At 48.2% G+C, this 17,255-nt stretch carries 12 protein-coding genes and 1 riboswitch; all 12 genes read right to left on the bottom strand.

Going from position 1 to position 17,255, the window contains the following annotated elements:
* Nucleotides 1–20 precede the first annotated feature (20 nt).
* The 12 genes from CHL1_RS00895 to CHL1_RS00840 all read right to left on the bottom strand — a co-directional run bounded on the left by CHL1_RS00895 (nt 21) and on the right by CHL1_RS00840 (nt 17,235).
* Nucleotides 21–824, bottom strand: a complete 804-nt coding sequence (locus tag CHL1_RS00895) for a hypothetical protein (protein WP_250934379.1) — start codon at nt 822–824, stop codon at nt 21–23.
* Complete coding sequence (gene pilM, locus CHL1_RS00890; protein WP_250934378.1) at nt 821–2,320, bottom strand: type IV pilus biogenesis protein PilM; 1,500 nt, start codon at nt 2,318–2,320, stop codon at nt 821–823. Before pilM ends, CHL1_RS00895 begins: the two co-directional genes overlap by 4 nt.
* Nucleotides 2,321–2,331: 11 nt before the next feature.
* On the bottom strand, nt 2,332–3,516 hold the full coding sequence (locus tag CHL1_RS00885; protein ID WP_250934377.1) for a type II secretion system F family protein: 1,185 nt from the start codon (nt 3,514–3,516) through the stop codon (nt 2,332–2,334).
* A 30-nt stretch (nt 3,517–3,546) separates the two neighbouring features.
* Entirely contained in the window at nt 3,547–4,311 is a 765-nt protein-coding gene (locus CHL1_RS00880) for a prepilin peptidase (RefSeq protein ID WP_250934376.1), read from the bottom strand.
* 18 nt (nt 4,312–4,329) lie between these two features.
* Nucleotides 4,330–4,728 (bottom strand): hypothetical protein, encoded by a 399-nt coding sequence (locus CHL1_RS00875; protein WP_250934375.1) that lies wholly within the window; start codon nt 4,726–4,728, stop codon nt 4,330–4,332.
* Nucleotides 4,729–5,067: 339 nt separating this feature from the next.
* On the bottom strand, nt 5,068–5,580 hold the full coding sequence (locus CHL1_RS00870; protein ID WP_250934374.1) for a type II secretion system protein: 513 nt from the start codon (nt 5,578–5,580) through the stop codon (nt 5,068–5,070).
* Between the two features lie 174 nt (nt 5,581–5,754).
* Nucleotides 5,755–5,858: riboswitch (cyclic di-GMP riboswitch) on the bottom strand.
* Between the two features lie 406 nt (nt 5,859–6,264).
* Nucleotides 6,265–7,317: a type IV pilus twitching motility protein PilT gene (locus tag CHL1_RS00865; RefSeq protein WP_250934373.1), complete on the bottom strand. Its 1,053-nt coding sequence runs from the start codon at nt 7,315–7,317 to the stop codon at nt 6,265–6,267.
* Between the two features lie 14 nt (nt 7,318–7,331).
* The gene (locus tag CHL1_RS00860) at nt 7,332–9,014 is read right to left on the bottom strand and encodes a GspE/PulE family protein (RefSeq protein ID WP_250934372.1); all 1,683 of its coding nucleotides are present in this window, start codon (nt 9,012–9,014) and stop codon (nt 7,332–7,334) included.
* A 30-nt stretch (nt 9,015–9,044) separates the two neighbouring features.
* A complete protein-coding gene (locus tag CHL1_RS00855; RefSeq protein ID WP_250934371.1) occupies nt 9,045–11,267 on the bottom strand; it encodes a bifunctional diguanylate cyclase/phosphodiesterase in 2,223 nt (740 codons plus the stop codon).
* A 100-nt stretch (nt 11,268–11,367) separates the two neighbouring features.
* Nucleotides 11,368–14,568 (bottom strand): carbamoyl-phosphate synthase large subunit, encoded by a 3,201-nt coding sequence (carB, locus tag CHL1_RS00850; protein ID WP_250934370.1) that lies wholly within the window; start codon nt 14,566–14,568, stop codon nt 11,368–11,370.
* Entirely contained in the window at nt 14,559–15,677 is a 1,119-nt protein-coding gene (carA, locus tag CHL1_RS00845; protein WP_250934369.1) for a glutamine-hydrolyzing carbamoyl-phosphate synthase small subunit, read from the bottom strand. Before carA ends, carB begins: the two co-directional genes overlap by 10 nt.
* Before the next feature lie 289 nt (nt 15,678–15,966).
* Nucleotides 15,967–17,235, bottom strand: a complete 1,269-nt coding sequence (locus CHL1_RS00840) for an adenylosuccinate synthase (protein WP_250934368.1) — start codon at nt 17,233–17,235, stop codon at nt 15,967–15,969.
* Between the last annotated feature and the right edge of the window lie 20 nt (nt 17,236–17,255).

Raw genomic sequence — 17,255 nt, 5'->3', positions numbered from 1 at the left:
TACTCGATACTTAACGTTCTTTATTTTTCCATCATGTAAACCTCAAAGGTCACATTAATCGCCACTTTGCCACCGTCAAGTTTTGCAATGCCAGCAGTTGTTGATCCTGATGTGCCCGACGTATTGGTTGACCCCGTTGTTTCTGGTCTAATCTCAAAAGCAGTAATCACCATATCCGGTCGGGTTGCCACGGCATCAAGTAACCGGTAAAAATTTGCCTGGGTACCGGTCAGCTCCATGTTGACGACTCCGATCAGGGTTTGAACCCCAGCGACAGTTTCATTACTTTCCACACCCTCAGTGACTTCTGCGCTCTCAGTGCTTTCGGTACTCGTTGTATTCGTGGTATCATCTGTGGTGCTATTGGTGGTGGTATCTTCGGTGCTGGTCTCTGTTGCCGTATTGGTAGTACTTTCTGTTCCCACTGCTGCTGATGCGGAATCTTCGGAGGTATAAGGAATAAAGGTCAGCACATCTGCCATGCCATTACTGGCAATCGACAATACCCGGGGCGATAAACTGTAGTCCAGACACAACTGGGTCAACAGCATATCCAGCCCTTCATTGGTCAACTGCTGCGGAAAGCCCGCTTTCATACTGTTCACTGTCACGGTTGCCGCGTCCCTGGCCTCCATGGTAGACGGGATGGCATCAATTGCCATTTCCATCGATTCTTTGGTAAACTGGGCCTCGGCAGCCTGATCGTTAACCACCTGAAAGCTTTGAATACTTGGCAAGACCACAAAATAAATCCCAAAAAAACCGATCAGAAAACAACCTAAAATGTAAAGTAGCAGCTTTTCTCGCTTCGTCAGCTTTTTCATTGGGCCGTACCTGCTTTCAGATAGGCGTCAGCCGAAAAACCATAGCCAAGAATGGTGTTCGTTGTGCTGGAACTTGTCGTTGTGGTTGTTTGGGTTCCGCTGACCTGGGCATAGCCGGTATAATCAACCTGAGTAAAGTATGCGGTACTTTTTAAGCGTTCGATATAGCGGGCAGCTTCCTTTTCGTTATTGGCAGTGGCTTCAATATGGATGGCTCCGGTAGTGCCATCATATGCCAGCGCATTTAGGGTTATTACCCCGTTACCCTGGGTTGCCAGGCTGTTCATCATCGCTGATCCCAGATCGGGATTACTGTTAATCGCCGCATTAATCGTTTCAATGTTGGCGATCTCGACCTGAATGCTGTTAACCTCATCAGTTAGCTGCTTGGCCTGGAGATACTTAGCCTGATTGTTGGCATCACTGATATAGGCATTCATCTCTTCTAACCGTTTCCCGGCACTGTATTTCAAACCAAAGAAAACCCCAAACGTGATCAAAAAAACAAAAATCATGGCGGCGGGAAGAATCAACACCTTATATTCAAACGGCAGGGCTTTTTTTGCGGCATTGCTTTTGCGGTAGCTGGCAAAAAGGTTGAGCGGTCTGGATCCCGAAAAAAATCCGGCACTGGGATAAATGAAACTGCCAAAATCAAACGCCTCGTCCATGACAAAACCCGTCTTTATGTTAGGTGTCTGGGGCAAAGCAAACACATTCAGATCTGGATCAAAGTTTAACGCCTTAAGCCCCTCCAGTTCAAATTCATCCAGCCCAGCATAGAGACTCATATTTAAAGGGTGTTCGGATTTTTGGGATTTGTTGAACTGGATCAACGACGACAGTTTTCCGGTAAGTTCCTGGGCAAAGGCTTCGGTACCCCGCTCGGCCAGCAGACGGGAACGGGTCGAAAAAATAAAAATGCCATTTTCAAATAAGAGCGAAACCAGATTTTTCCCATCCAGAATATTGAGGGCAAAAGTCATTCCCCGAAAATCCCGGGTGGCTGTGACATACTGAATCATCGTGTTAAGCCCTACATCAATGCTCTGAATTTGAATTTTCAGGCTACCAAAAAGCGTCACATAGGATTCAATGACCCGCTTTTCAATTCCGCAACAAAAGATGCGATTGCTGCTTGATCCAGAAATCGGAGTATAGTCCACCACCAACTCATCATAATTTCCTGCCGATTCATCAAATTCAGCCGCCAGAACTTCCAGTTCCCGGGGTTTAAGCTTTGGCACCTCCACGGTTTTGGTGAGGATCAGGCTGCTGTCAATGATCAGTTTCATATTTTTAAAAAGTTTCGGACTTTCCTTAAGCGCTTCGATGATCGTTTCTCTGAACACTTCTTCATTGGTAATGACCCCATTAATCAGGGCCCCGGCCTCAACCGGTAATGTTTTATAGTTGGTGATGGTCAATCGGTCTTTCTTGACGATCCCCTGGAGGATCTGAATGCCATCATTGGAAAAATAGACGAGTGTCTGCATATAGAGCCTTCCTATCCGATATTTTGGTATAAGGTCATAATTGGGAGCATGACGGACAACATGATCCCACCAACGATAACCGCCATGATGATGATCATCACCGGTTCAATAAAGGTGACCAGCCGGGTGGTGGCCATTTCAGCCTCGTAATCAAAGGAATCGGCCACCGATTCCAGCATACTGTCGAGATTCCCGGATTCCTCGCCGATATAAATGGTCGCCACCAGCTTGGCATCAAAACCGTCAATGGTCTGGATTGAGGCCGACAGTGGTTCGCCATTGCGCACCTGTTCGATGGCCTCGGGAAACTGCCCCTGCAAATAGCTGTTCCCAATGGTCGCCCCGCTGATGGTCAGGGCATTGATCATCGCCAGACCGCTGGAGTAAAGCGAACTGAGGGTTCGGGCAAAACGGGCGGTATAAATGATTTTTAACAGCTTGCCAATCTTGGGGATTTTTAGTTTGAAATGATCCAGAGCTTTTTTGACCTGGGGAATCGTTACTAAAAAACCACTCAAGGCAATAATGACCAATAATCCGATAATATAGATATACCAGTAGGTCGTCATGGAATTACTGATTGAAATCATCAGCTGGGTAATCACTGGCAGTTCAATCCCTTCAAAAAGGGTAAAAAACTGGGGCAGAATCAGGGTGAAAATCAGTACCACCACCGCCACGGTGATAAAAAAGAGAATCACCGGGTAGGTCATGGCGCTTTTAATTTTGCCCCGGAGTTTGTGTTCCTTTTCATAATGATCGGCCATTTTCCGGGCGGTACCCTCCATCTGGCCACTGGCCTCACCAGATTTATACATGTTAATCAAAAGCTCCGGAAACGAACCGTCGGTTAACTCCATGGCATACGAGAGGGTATTGCCCCGTTGGATCTCCTGATACAAAAGCCCATAAACCTTTTTGATGGCTGGTTTAATGTCCCGCTCTTCCATAATTTTGATGGCCCGGATCATCGTGATGCCCGACCCCAGCATGCTGGCAATCTGGCGGGAAAAATCCGACAGCTCCATCGGTTTGAGTTTGTAGACCTTATGGTGCTCATGCACCTCATTAATCTTCAGGGCAAACTCATTATTTTGCCGCAGGGTGCGCCGCACCGTCTCCGGCGATGCGGCTTCCATGGTGCCCTTGATACGCTGGGACTGTAAATTTTTGGCTGTATATTTATAAACAGGCATAGCCCCTCCGAAATTGACTAAAATTTGTTATTATAACCCAAACAGATTAAGATACCATCCTATTATTATATCACCAAATAATAATGCTGTCATAATACCAATGGATAAATAAGGGCCGAAGGCCATATGTTTGTCGGCCGTTTTTTTAACCAGCAGATAAACGGCCACCACCCCACCCAGGACGACACCAATAAAGGCCGCCAGCAGCGTGTTGCCCCAGCCCAGCATAAAGCCGGCCACCGCCATCAACTTGATGTCACCGCCACCAAAGGCGTCAGGGATAAAGAGTGCCAGCGCCAACATTGGCAGACTGATGATAAAGATGCCAATGACCCGGGACAAGAGCCCAACCTGCGGGAAAACAAAAAAACTGAGTAACGCCGGGGCCATCAGGGCGATAATCAAACCATTGGGGATGGTCATGGTATCAAAGTCGATCATCGTAATGCAGATTAAAATCGCCCCGGCGGAAAACACCACCAGCCACGCAAAGGAAAAACCGTAGACCGCAAAAACCAGCACTGCCAGCAGCCCGCTAAACAGTTCCACCAGGGGATAGCGGATGGATATAGGCCCGCCACAATCGGCACATTTACCCCGCAGCCAGAGATAGCTAAAGACCGGAATATTGTGATAGCCCTTGATTGGAGCATTACAATTCGGGCAAAAGGAGCGACCTTTGGCCACTGAAACCTCCCGGGGTAAGCGGTAAATGACGACGTTAAGAAAACTACCGATAACGATGCCGATGACAAAAATATAGAGATAAAGAATAAATTGAATCAGTAAAACCATCGGCGTTTTCCTTTCGCATTAATTTTCTTTAGTAACTTCGAGGTTTCCGGGAGCATAGCTGGTGACCCGACCGCCCCGGCGATAGATAATATGATCAATGGTGGCATCCCGGTTTTCATCGACTACGGTGATGATCGCATCCTGATTGACCTCAACGCCAATATAATCAAGCAGATCAGCCTGCACCGGCACCTGGTAGTGACCAGTCGCCGCCGACTCAATGGCTCTGGCCTGGGCGGCCAGATAGACCAGCCGGGCATTGGCGGCATCAGTGCTGTGCTGGCTACTCAGCACCAAACCCGCAATAATCACCACCACAAAAAACAGGATGCTGACCGCCGCCAGGGGAAACCCCCGATCAAAGGCAACCAGCTCGTTTTTGGCAGGAGGAAACTGATATTTGGCAATTGGGTTCACGGTTTACCTCCCGGAGATGTGAAGCTGCCAATCGTAAAATTTGACAGCGATGATTGACGACAAAACGTTGGTTAATTTTACCATGTGATCCGCCGGATTGGCTTAAAGGAATGTAAAAATTTGGCTTTTTTAGCGGGAGTTGGTAAAGAACTCACCAATTGACGATGCTGTTAGTGCCGTTCGGTTATAACTCTTTTTAAGCAAGTCAATGACTGGCTTGAAATCTCTTAAGCCGGAAATCACAAATAAAAAATCTCCCCATCCCCCGCAAACCCGATGACGGGCTTGCGCCTGGGAGGGAGAGAAAATATCCTATGGCGCATAGGACTCACGTTAAATTTATTTAACAGCGGAACTTGGTTTTAGTGGATCTAACGTTACACCATCTTTTGTGTATGTAACTTCTGAAACACGTCCATTCGCATCAACTTTGACAGTCCATGTTGAATTATTTGTTGTAGCACCAGTTCCAGTTGTGTTCGCAACTATATCGCCATTTAAGTAGTTTTTCAATTCTAAAGCAACGCCAGTTGCCCCAGAAGCGCTAACAGCCGCTGAACCAAGATTAGTAGCTTCTGATTCTACAGGTAAATCGCTCGTTATAGTCATACCCAATGCAGTTCCACCCGCCTTCAAACCTTCTTTTGCAAAATGCTCTGTAGCGATTGCCTGTGCTGCCACGTAAATCTCCCGCTGTTCCGCTATTGCCGCTTTTTTCTTTGCATCATTCACAAATCCCAACATTGCCGGAATCGTAAATGCCGCCAAGATCGCCAAAATCACCAATACCACAATAATTTCCACTAGGGTAAACCCTTTTCTGCTTTTCCGTATCTTGTTAATTAACTCCATTTGCATTTCTCCTTACACTTCGTTTTTGCTTTATATGATCATCTGCGCCGGCGATGACTTCTATACGATACTTGTTATCAGCTAAGAATGATTATCTCACACTCTCTTGTTTTTTGCCTTAATCCTGCTCCCCTATTGTCAATTTTGGGCTCAAAAAAAACCGCACTGATACCGTGCGGCAGCTGGCTGTCGTAGCGTGGCGGTTAATTGGACTAACCACGGCTGTAGACCCTGTAGCTTTGCGTCCCAGGGTTTCCCCTGTTTTGCCTTTTTCTGATTTTACTTAGGTTTAATCTTAGTTGATACCCATTAAAAAGTCAAGTTAAAGTTTACAAATTTGTGACAATTCTTACCCCAGTCTCTGCATAAAGGGACTCTTAACAGGCATAAAAAAAATCCAACACTAACAACTGCTGTCCTATTTGCTGGCGTTTCAACCACCATCATAACGTCGACCTTGAAGCTTTGCGTCTTAGACTTACATCTGTTTTTTTAGCAACCCACCCTGAATTACAGCGTTTATAAACCGTTCTTTTGTAAAGGAATTGCGGGGAATGCATATACAGCTATTGTGCTTTTGGTAATATCGTCGAGTAAACTTGAGTTTGGCTGCAACATAACTTTGTTCGGGCGGTTGATAGCCGCCCCTACGCATTTGATGCCCAAGTTATCGTAATGGCCCGGCTATCGTCCAAAATACTGATTAAACTCCTGCTTATCACTGGCCCACTCAAGGCCGACCTCGTAGCTGATTTTCTGATCCCGAACCAGCATGGCCAGGTCCGCATTGAGGGTTTTCATGCCATCGCGGCCACCGGTTTGCATCACCGAGGCCAGCTGGTGGGTTTTATTTTCACGGATCAAGTTCAGCACCGCATCGGTACCGATTAGGACTTCCAGAGCGGCCATCCGACCAGAACCATCGGCCAGGGGCACCAGCTGCTGGGTGACAACCCCTTTTAAAATGCTGGACAGCTGGGTGCGGATCTGCTGCTGGCTGTGGGGGGAGAAGACATCAATGATCCGGTCGATGGTATTGGCAGCGCCGATGGTATGGAGGGTCGACAGCACCAGATGGCCGGTTTCGGCCGCGGTGACGGCGGCCGATACCGTTTCGTAGTCCCGCATTTCGCCCACCAGAATAACATCCGGGTCTTCCCGCAGGGACGAGCGCAAAGCGGCGGCAAAGGAGTTGGCATCGACCCCGATTTCCCGCTGATGAACAATGCTGTGCTTGTGGGTATGCTTATACTCCACCGGATCTTCTATGGTTAAGATATGAACCGCCCGGTTGACATTGATATAGTCAATCATCGAAGCCAGGGTGGTGGATTTCCCGCTGCCAGTGGGCCCGGTAATCAGAATCAGGCCCCGGGGCTCCGATGCCAGCTTGCGGATAATCGGTGGCAGCTTGAGTTCCTCAAAGCTGGGGATGGTATCGTTAAGGAGGCGGATGGCGGCGGCATAGCTGCCCTGCTGTTTATAGATGTTGACCCGTTGCCGCAGCCCTTCCGGGGTAACATGGCAAAAATCCAGGTCACTTCCATCTTCCAGCTTTTTGCGCTCCGCCGGGGTCAGAATGCTGAAAATCAGCTGTTCGATCAGCTGCGGGTTGTGCTCAAAATCGCTCTGATAGAGGCGACCGTTTTTTCTAAAAACCGGGGGCAGGTCCCGGGATAAATGAATGTCTGAACAATCGTTGCGGCGACCATAGTTGACCAGATCTAAAAAACGCATTCTCAGGCTCCTCCTTATTCTACATAGTATGATAATTTAAGAAATTCTTCCATTGAGGTGATTCCTCGGATGGTCAGATTGGCAACACTTTTTCTAAGCGGAATCAGCTTACCAGTTTGTTCCACATAGTTATAAATATCCTCAATCGGTTCTTTTCGGGAAATCAGATTGCGGATGGTTTTATCAATCGCCAAAATTTCATGGATGGCAGTTCTGCCTTTATAGCCGGTATTATTACAAATATGGCAGCCCCGGCCCCGGTAGAGGGTGGTGAGCCGGGGTTCTCCCAGCAGCTCTCTTTCAATTTCTGAAGCAACATAGGCTTCCCGACAATTGGGACAGATTTTCTTGACCAATCGTTGGGCCACCACCCCGGTCAGGGAGTTGGCCACCAGATAGGGTTCGACGCCCATGTCCTGGAGCCGAACTACCGCCGACACGGCGTCGTTGGTATGGAGGGTGGACAGCACCAGATGGCCGGTAATGGCCGAACGGACAGCAATCGAGGCGGTTTCGGTGTCCCGAGTTTCACCGACCATGATAATGTCAGGGTCCTGCCGCAGGATCGAGCGGAGTCCCACATCAAAGGTCAGCCCGGCCAGAATATTGACCTGGGTCTGATTGATCTTGGGCAGGTTTCGTTCCACCGGATCTTCGATGGTGGCAATATTGACATTTCGCTGACTGAGCATTTCCAAAATCATATAAAGGGTGGTGGTTTTGCCACTACCGGTGGGGCCGGTAATATAGACCACCCCATGGGGGCTTTGCAGCATCTGGAGGATTTTCTGATAATCCCCATCGTTCATCCCGAATTGACCGGCATGATCCAGGGGGACGTTCATGCTTAAAAACCGCATGACCATTTTTTCGCCGTAGACGGTGGGAATACTGGAGCTGCGGACATTCATTTCAACCCCATCGATGCGGATCCGGAAATGGCCATCCTGGGGTACCCGGCGCTCGGCAATATCCAAATTGGAAAGAATCTTGATTCGGGCAATCAGCGACTGATGAAGATTATTGGCCAGGGTCAAATAATCAACAATCAGGCCATCGATCCGCAACCGGATAATGGTTTCTTTTTCAAAGGGCTCAATATGAATGTCACTGGCCCCGGCATTATGGCCTTTTAACAAGACCGAATTAACCAGATTGACAATCGGGGCGTCGCCCTCATTGGTGAGGATATCCTCAACAAAAGACAGGCTGCTGCCCTCGACGGTTTTGTTGGCAGCTTTGGCAGCTTTTTTGGCTTCAATTTCGGTATAGGTTTTGCGGATGGTCTCGAGAATCACTTCCCGGGTGGCCAGCACCACATCGATGTTCATATTGGTAATCAGCCGCAGATCCTCAATGGCATAAAAATCGAGGGGATCATTCATGGCCACCACCAGGTGGTTATTTTCTTCGCCAATGGGAATCAGGGTATATTTAAAGGCAATATTCTGGGGAATTTTTGCGGCGGCTTCCAGATCGATGGGAGTATCATTTAAATCCAGCACCAGTACATTCAGCCGTTTGGACAGAGCCGTCAGCAGCTGATCCTCGGTGACATAACCATATTCAACCAGGATCGCTCCCAGTCGCTTGCTTTTATCGACCTTCTGGTAGGCCAGGGCTTCCTGAAGCTGTTCTTCCCGGATAAAGCCGGCGTTAATTAAGATATCACCAATACGAATGTTCTTAGTTTCCATTATCTTCCTTTTCCAATACCTTCTGGCATTTTAAAAAATCTGTTCTTCAAATTCAAAAACCGTCATCGGCTTGCCAAAATAATAGCCCTGGATAATATCGCAGCCCAAAGACCGCAGCAGATCGACCTCGGCTTCGGTTTCAATCCCTTCGGCCACCACCGTCATCCCCAGTTTTTTTATCATCTTAATGACAGACTCCACCACAATCAGATTCTGCTCCCGCTTGAGATGACTGTTGAAAAAACCCTGATCCATTTTAATGACATCCAGGGGTAAATTACCCAGCAGATTGATGGAGGAGTAACCGGAGCCAAAATCATCCATGGCCATTTTAAAACCGTAAAGACGAAAAGCTTCGCCGATCTCAATCATTCGATCAACATTTTCAAAGATGCTGGATTCGGTCAGCTCGATTTCCAGATTGCTGCGCTTGATCCGATACTGATTGGTAATGTTTAAAACCCGTTCAACAAAATCGCTCTGTTTAAGATTCTTACGGGAAAGATTAACAGAAATGGAAATTTCCGGATAACCGTCTGTTTCCCAGCGTTTCAGAATGCGACATACTTCTTCCAGCATAAACATATCCAGCTTTTTAATAAACCCGGTTTGTTCAAAAATGGGAATAAACTCCCCGGGTGAGATCAGCCCTTTGTGGGGGTTTCGCCAGCGTACCAGGGCTTCACAACCACAATAGCGGTTGGTGTGGAGATTGTACTTGGGCTGCAGATACATTTCAAACTCCTGGTTTTCCAGGGCATCTTCCATCTGATCGATAATTTCTTTTTCTTCGCCAATTTTTTTCCGGAAAGCATCGGAATAGAAAAACCAACGCTGGTTCTCCGCCGTCTTGGCAGCAATCCGGGCCATGTTGGCCTTTTCTCGGATTTTTTCCAGATTCCCGGTTTTATCTTCAATGATATAAATACCAAAATGACAGGACAGCTTTTCCTTAATCCCGATAGTCTCTCGCCTGTCATTTAAAATCTGGATAAATTCTTTAATCCGTCGGGTTATTTTATCCTGATCGTCACAGACGCAAAGAATCGCAAAATGATCGCCCGAAACCCGGGCATAGGTTTCCTGCTTGGCCATCCGCTTTTCCAGAATCCCAACCACCAGTCGCAACACCTGATCGCCCTTTTCATGGCCATACTCTTCATTAATAAAACGGAAGCGGTCAATATCGAAGGTTAACAAGGCACATTGATTGCAGTTTTTTGATTCCAGAATTTCCGTAGCTTCCTGTTTAAATTTCTGCCAGTTGTTACCACCGGTGACCTCGTCGACATAGGCAACCCGCTCTAGCCGTCGCTTGGAGCGGTATTGAAAAATCAGAATGATCACAAACAACAAGGTCATCGCCAGCAGCGCCGCAACAATCAGCGAAAAGGAATACCAGCTGATCTGCTGGGTTTGGGTGCTGACCACCTGGGTTGGTACCACAGTCATCATATACCAGTCATTGATAGCCAACGGTTTATAAATAGTATGCCGTTCCATTCCCCCATAAAAACTGGTAAAGCTGCCACTTTTACCGGCGGCCATGTTGACTGCAATGGTCTCGAAAGTGTCGCCATCCCGCAGATCGGCTTTTTTTAACAGCTCTAAAATATTCTCAAAGTCACCGGGACTATTGGCATGGGTCGAGGTGACCACTGCATCGCCATTGGCCTTAACAATATAGGAATACCCCTGCCCAGTGAAGCTTTCCACTTCCAGATATTTTTTTAAATCTTCGGTGTTGACCGATGCCAGTACCAGTCCCACCACCTGATTTTCTTTAAAAATCGGGACGGCATAAACATTGATGGGCTCGTTATCAGTGTAATCGTTGATAGTATCAGAAACAGTTGCTTTGCCATTGATGGCTTCCTTAAAATAATCCCGTTCTGCCACATTCACTGACAAACCATCGGTTGTCAGTGATGTACCATCCGGCAACGCAATCCCCATCCGTTTATAGTGTCCTTTTGTCGCCTGCAGCGTGATCAGCTTCAGCATGGCATTTTGATCATAGTCGCCATGGGCTTCGATCAGTCGGGCGGTGGTCTCCATATTTTCCAGCTCATTATCGACCTTGCTCTCAACCAGAGCCGCCCCCCGGGTGCCAACTTCGGAAAGATATAAAAAGGTCTGCGCCTTTAAGGCGTTATCGATCAGAGTAACATAATACCAGCTCAGCGCAAAAAAAAGAACAACAGTTACAATCGCAATAAAACTGGCTTTAATCTTTTTCGATTTAGCAATCATCTGTTATCCTTTCTTTTTGTATCGTTCTTTCCATTCTACCAAATAAAAAGAACTTATTCAATGCGATTGAATAAGTTCTTTTGTTAAGAATAGCGCTTTTTTAGCGAATGTCTTTAATATCCACCAGTTCGATTTCGGCCATGGTGCGGTTGGATTTTAAACAATCCAGCAGCGCCTGGGCGGTATCGAGGGAGGTCAGCAGGGCAATGGAGGTTTCCACACATTTGCGACGCATCCGGACGTCGTCATGATGGGGCATCCGACCCTTGCTGGAGGTCGAAATAACATAGTTGAGCTTGCCACTCTCAATCAGATCGCCGATATTGGGTTTGCTTTCGGCTAGTCGGCGAACCACCTTGGTGGGGATATTGTTTTCGTTGAGAATCAGGGCGGTACCGACCGTTCCGTAGATGGTAAAGCCCATTTCATGGAACTGGCGGCCAATTTCGACAATTGCTTCTTTATCCCGGTCTTTAACGGTCAGCAGCACGCCGCCGGAACGCTCCATATTCCGGCCGGAAGCCACCAGACCTTTATACAGGGCATCAGCAAAGGTTTTGGCGACCCCCAAAACTTCGCCGGTGGATTTCATTTCTGGTCCCAGTTGGGTATCAACATCCTGCAACTTGGAAAAACTGAAGACCGGCACCTTCACGGCCACGTAGTCGCCTTCTGGTTGCAGCCCCGGCGCATAACCGAGATCGGCCAGCTTGTCGCCGAGCATCATCTTGGTGGCAATGTTAACCATCGGAATATCGGTGACCTTGGAAATATAGGGCACCGTTCGGGAGGATCGGGGATTGACCTCGATCACATAGACTTCATCTTCATAAATGACATATTGAATATTGACCATTCCGACAATATCCAGGGCCTTGACCAGACGGCCAGTGTAGTCAATGATGGTCTCCCGGGTGCGGGCATCCAGGGTTTGGGGCGGATAAACCGAAATCGAATCACCGGAATGGACCCCGGCCCGTTCAATATGTTCCATGATCCCGGGAATCAAATAGCTCTCGCCATCGCAAATGGCATCGACTTCGACCTCTTTGCCCATCAGGTACTTGTCAATCAATACCGGGTTTTCCAGTTCCACAGCGGTGATAATATCCATGTACTCCACCACGTCTTCCGGTTCGTAGGCGATGATCATATTCTGGCCGCCGAGGACATAGGATGGTCGCAGCAGTACCGGGAAGCCCAAGCCTTCAGCCACGGCCACCGCTTCAGCCGTGGTATAGACGGTTTCGCCCTGGGGCCGGGGAATCTGGCAGGATTCCAGCAACTGATCAAAAACCTCCCGGTCTTCGGCAGCATCGATATTAGCTGGCGAGGTACCCAGTACCGGCACACCCATTTCCTCTAAATAGCGGGTCAACTTAATGGCCGTCTGGTCGCCAAACTGGACAATGGCCCCAATCGGCTTTTCAGTTTCCACCACCGAACGAACGTCTTCTTTGGTCAGCGGCTCAAAATAAAGACGATCCGAAGTATCAAAGTCAGTCGACACGGTTTCCGGGTTGTTGTTGATAAAGATCGCTTCGTAGCCTTTTTCCCGCAGGGCCCAGGCGCAGTGCACGGAGCAATAGTCAAACTCAATCCCCTGGCCGATCCGGATCGGGCCGGACCCCAGCACCAGCACCCTTTCTTTGCCCGTCGGATGATCGGCAATAAAGAGGGCCGCTTCATTTTCTTTATCCCGGGTGGAATAAAAATAGGGGGTCTGGGCGGCAAATTCGCCAGCGCAGGTGTCAACCATTTTAAAGGAGGCGTAACTTTTTTTGACTTCGGCAATTTTCTGGCCGGACAATTCTTCAATGGTTTTATCGAGGAACCCAAGCTCCCGGGCCACCCGAACCCGCTCGTCGGTTAATCCCAGGGTTTTTAAGTCCTTTTCCATCACCGCCAGATGGCGCAGTTTATCAAGGAACCACTTGTCAATCCGGGTAATCTGGGTGATCGTATCCATCGAGACACCCCGTTTGATGGCTTCATAGACCACAAAGGAACGTTCATCGTCGGAAGCGGCCAGCATCCTCATGATGTCCTCATCACTGGCTTCCACCAGTCGCTCAATGGTCAGGGTTTCGAGACCTAATTCAATCGAGCGGACAGCCTTCATCATGGCGTGTTCAAAGCTCGAGCCAATCGACATGATTTCGCCGGTGGCCTTCATCTGGGTGCCCAGGGTTCGTTTGGCATAGACAAATTTATCAAAGGGCCAACGCGGGAACTTGACGACAATGTAATCCAGGGCTGGTTCGAAACAGGCGGTGGTGGTTCCGGTAACCTCATTGATGATTTCATCCAGCGAGAAGCCAATGGCAATCTGGCTGGCGACCTTGGCGATCGGATAGCCGGTGGCTTTTGAGGCTAACGCCGATGAACGGGAAACCCGGGGGTTTACCTCAATGACGGCGTAATTAAAGTTTTCCGGGTTCAGGGCAAACTGACAGTTACAGCCCCCTTCAACCTTCAGGGCGGAAATAATTTTGAGGGCCGAAGTCCGAAGCATCTGAAATTCCTTATCACTAAGGGTTTGACAGGGGGCCACGACAATCGAATCGCCGGTGTGAATCCCCACCGGGTCAAAGTTTTCCATACTACAAACGGTGATCACGTTGCCCTTGGCATCCCGCATTACTTCAAACTCAATTTCTTTCCAGCCGGCAATCCCTTTTTCAACCAGAATCTGATTGATTGGCGAAAGCCGGATGCCGTGGGTGGCAATTTCTTCCAGCTCCTGCTGGTTAGCTGCAATCCCGCCGCCGGTACCACCCAGGGTAAAGGCGGGTCGGACGATTACCGGATAACCGATGGACGACGCAAAACGAACCGCATCTTCCACCGTAACCACCACTTCAGAGGGAATACAGGGTTCACCAATTTCCCGCATCATATCCTTAAAGGCCTGACGGTCTTCGGCTTTTTCAATGGTTTCCAGATTGGCGCCGAGCAGCTTGACGCCGTGGGCATCCAAAAATCCTTCTTTAGCCAGCTGCATCGACAAGGTTAAGCCCGTTTGACCGCCCAGGGTCGAGAGGATACTGTCCGGTTTTTCAATCAGAATAATCCGCCTAATAACTTCCAGCGTCAGCGGTTCAATGTAGATTTTATCGGCCATCGCTTTATCGGTCATGATCGTCGCTGGGTTGGAGTTAATCAGGATCACTTCCAAGCCGACATTTTTTAAGGCCTTACAGGCCTGGGTGCCAGCATAGTCAAATTCGGTCGCCTGGCCGATCACAATGGGACCGGAGCCAATCACCAGGACTCGTTTAATATCGCTTCTTAAAGGCATCCTTGTTGCCCCCTTTCCATCAGATCTGTGAATTGTTCAAATAAATAGCCGGTATCGTTGGGGCCAGCACTGGCTTCCGGGTGAAACTGCACCGTAAAGGCATGAATATCGGGATATTCAACTCCTTCGCAGGTACCGTCGTTTAAGTTAAAATGGGTCACCTTGCCCACTTCAGCCGGAATGCTTTCCGGCACCACGGCATAGCCATGGTTCTGGCTGGTGATAAAAACCCGATCCCGGGTGACATCTTTGACTGGCTGGTTCATCCCCCGATGGCCGTATTTCAGCTTGAAGGTTTCCCCGCCCATGGCCAGTGCCAGCAGCTGATGACCCAGACAGATCCCAAAAATCGGCTTGCCGTACTTGACAAAGTCCTTGAGGTTTTCAATGATTTCAGTATTTTCGGCCGGATCGCCAGGGCCATTGGACAACATGATGCCATCGGGATTGAGATTGCGGATTTCTTCAATGGTGGTATTGGCTGGCATCACAGTGACATTGCAGCCCAGACGCAATAGCATCCGCAAAATGTTGTGCTTATAACCATAATCAATCAGGGCAACATGGTTGGCCCGGTTGACCTGACTATAATACCAGCCCTTGTTTTTGCGGGTGACCGCCTGAACCGGATTGACGACTTTGAAGTTGCGGATTTTTTCCAGCAGGGCTTCCTTGGTGGTGGCAATGTCTTCGGTGGTGATGGCACCGTTCATCGTACCGTGTTCCCGGATCACCCGGGTAATCGCCCGGGTATCGACATCCCAGATCCCAATCTTATCCTGCTCAATCATGAACTCATTGATGTTGTGGGTATTTCTAAAGTTGGATGGCTCTTCACACCATTCTTTGGTGATATAACCATTGATCCAGCTCCGCTCTGATTCCATATCATCGGCGTTAATGCCATAGTTCCCAATTAAAGGATAGGTCTGCAGCACAATCTGTCCATAATAAGACGGATCGGTGAGCACCTCCTGATAACCAGTCATCCCGGTCGTAAAGACGATTTCGCCAATGGTGGTGCCTTCGCACCCAAAATTATAGCCCTCAAACACACTGCCATCCGACAGCACCAGCCAGGCCCGCTTATCTCGTTTGTAATAAGACATTGTTTACCTCCATTTTCTAGTATCTCTATTTAACATGGCCATTTAAAACGCTACCGTTATTTGCTTTGATGTTCATATACACAAAGAATTTTGTAACGTGTAGGCAATGAGCCAATCACAAGCTCGCTTGTAATTGGCGAACGCCCGCGACCTCGAAGAAATTCGCATTGCGATTTCTTCTGGTGTTTGGTGTATATGAGCAGCGAAGCTCCCGACACTGACTTTAACCGCCAGAATATTTCCAAAAAATACCTGATTGCACGCAACCAGGTATTTCAATTTAGCACATTTATCGAATTGCTAAGTCCTCTCGGTTCGGGCCAACACCTACATAGGCAATGGTCGTTCCAACCAAGTCTTCAATTGTTTTAATGTATTTTTTTGCATTCTCTGGTAAATCTTCCAGTCGTCGGATACCAGTAGTATCACTGAGCCAACCAGGAAGGGTGATGTAAACCGGTTCAACCCGCTCTAAATCTTCCGTATTGGGGAAATCTTTGATCAATTCGCCATCGAGTTTATAATCAACACAGATTTTAATCTCCGGCAGATCATCGAGCTTATCAATTTTACATAGGGCCAATTCATCAAAGCCATTGATGGCATGGGTATATTTCAGCACCGGAATATCAATCCAGCCCAGGCGACGGGAGCGACCGGTTCGGGCCCCAAACTCATCATCCGGTTTTTCACCGGTACCGCGGAGGATATCAATGGTGCCACCAAATTCTTCAGTCGGAAAGGGACCGGCGCCGACGGCACTGGAAAAGGCCTTAGCTACGCCAATAACCTTGTCAATTTTCTTGGCTGGAAAGCCACCACTGACGGCTGCATAAGCCGCAATCGGGTTGGACGAGGTAACATAGGGGAAGATCCCCAGATCAATGTCCTTCATGGCGCCTAACTGGCCTTCAAACAGAATATTTTTATCGGCATCAATCATGTCATGCAAAAATCCAACCGGATTGACAATCATGTGACCAAAAGTTTTAGCCCAGGCTTCGCATTTGGCAAACAGGGCTTCAACCGTATAGGGTTCTATTTTATAGGAAGCCATTTGATCGTTAACCACCGGGACAATGGTTTCCAGTTTCTTTTTGGCATTATCAAGATTCAGTAAATCTTCAAATCGCAAACTTTTTCGCATTGCTTTATAAGCATAGGCCTGACCGATGCCCCGCTTGGTGGTACCAATACCACCACTGGCTTCCATCAGTTCGTCCAGTTTTTGGTGATAGGGCATGAGAATATGTGCTTTGGCCGAAATTTTAAGTCCGTCCAGGCTGACCTTTGCTTCGATAATCTGTTGCATTTCTTCAAGCAAGACATCCGGATTAACCACCACCCCGGTTCCGATTAAACATTGGCAGTCTTTATTAAACACACCGCAGGGAATTAAATGAAGTTTGAACACACCGTAATCATTAATAACCGTATGACCAGCGTTATCGCCCCCCTGAAACCGAACAATTAAATCAGACTGTTTGGCGAAATAATCCACCATTTTGCCTTTGCCTTCATCGCCCCACTGGGCGCCAACTAATACAGAAATCGACATCTATTCTCATTCCTTCCATC

This window comes from Acetobacterium wieringae (assembly GCF_023700225.1).
Lineage (GTDB): Bacteria > Bacillota > Clostridia > Eubacteriales > Eubacteriaceae > Acetobacterium > Acetobacterium wieringae.
The sequence above is the reverse complement of the archived record's forward strand: the minus strand, read 5'-3'. Positions and strand labels throughout refer to the sequence as shown.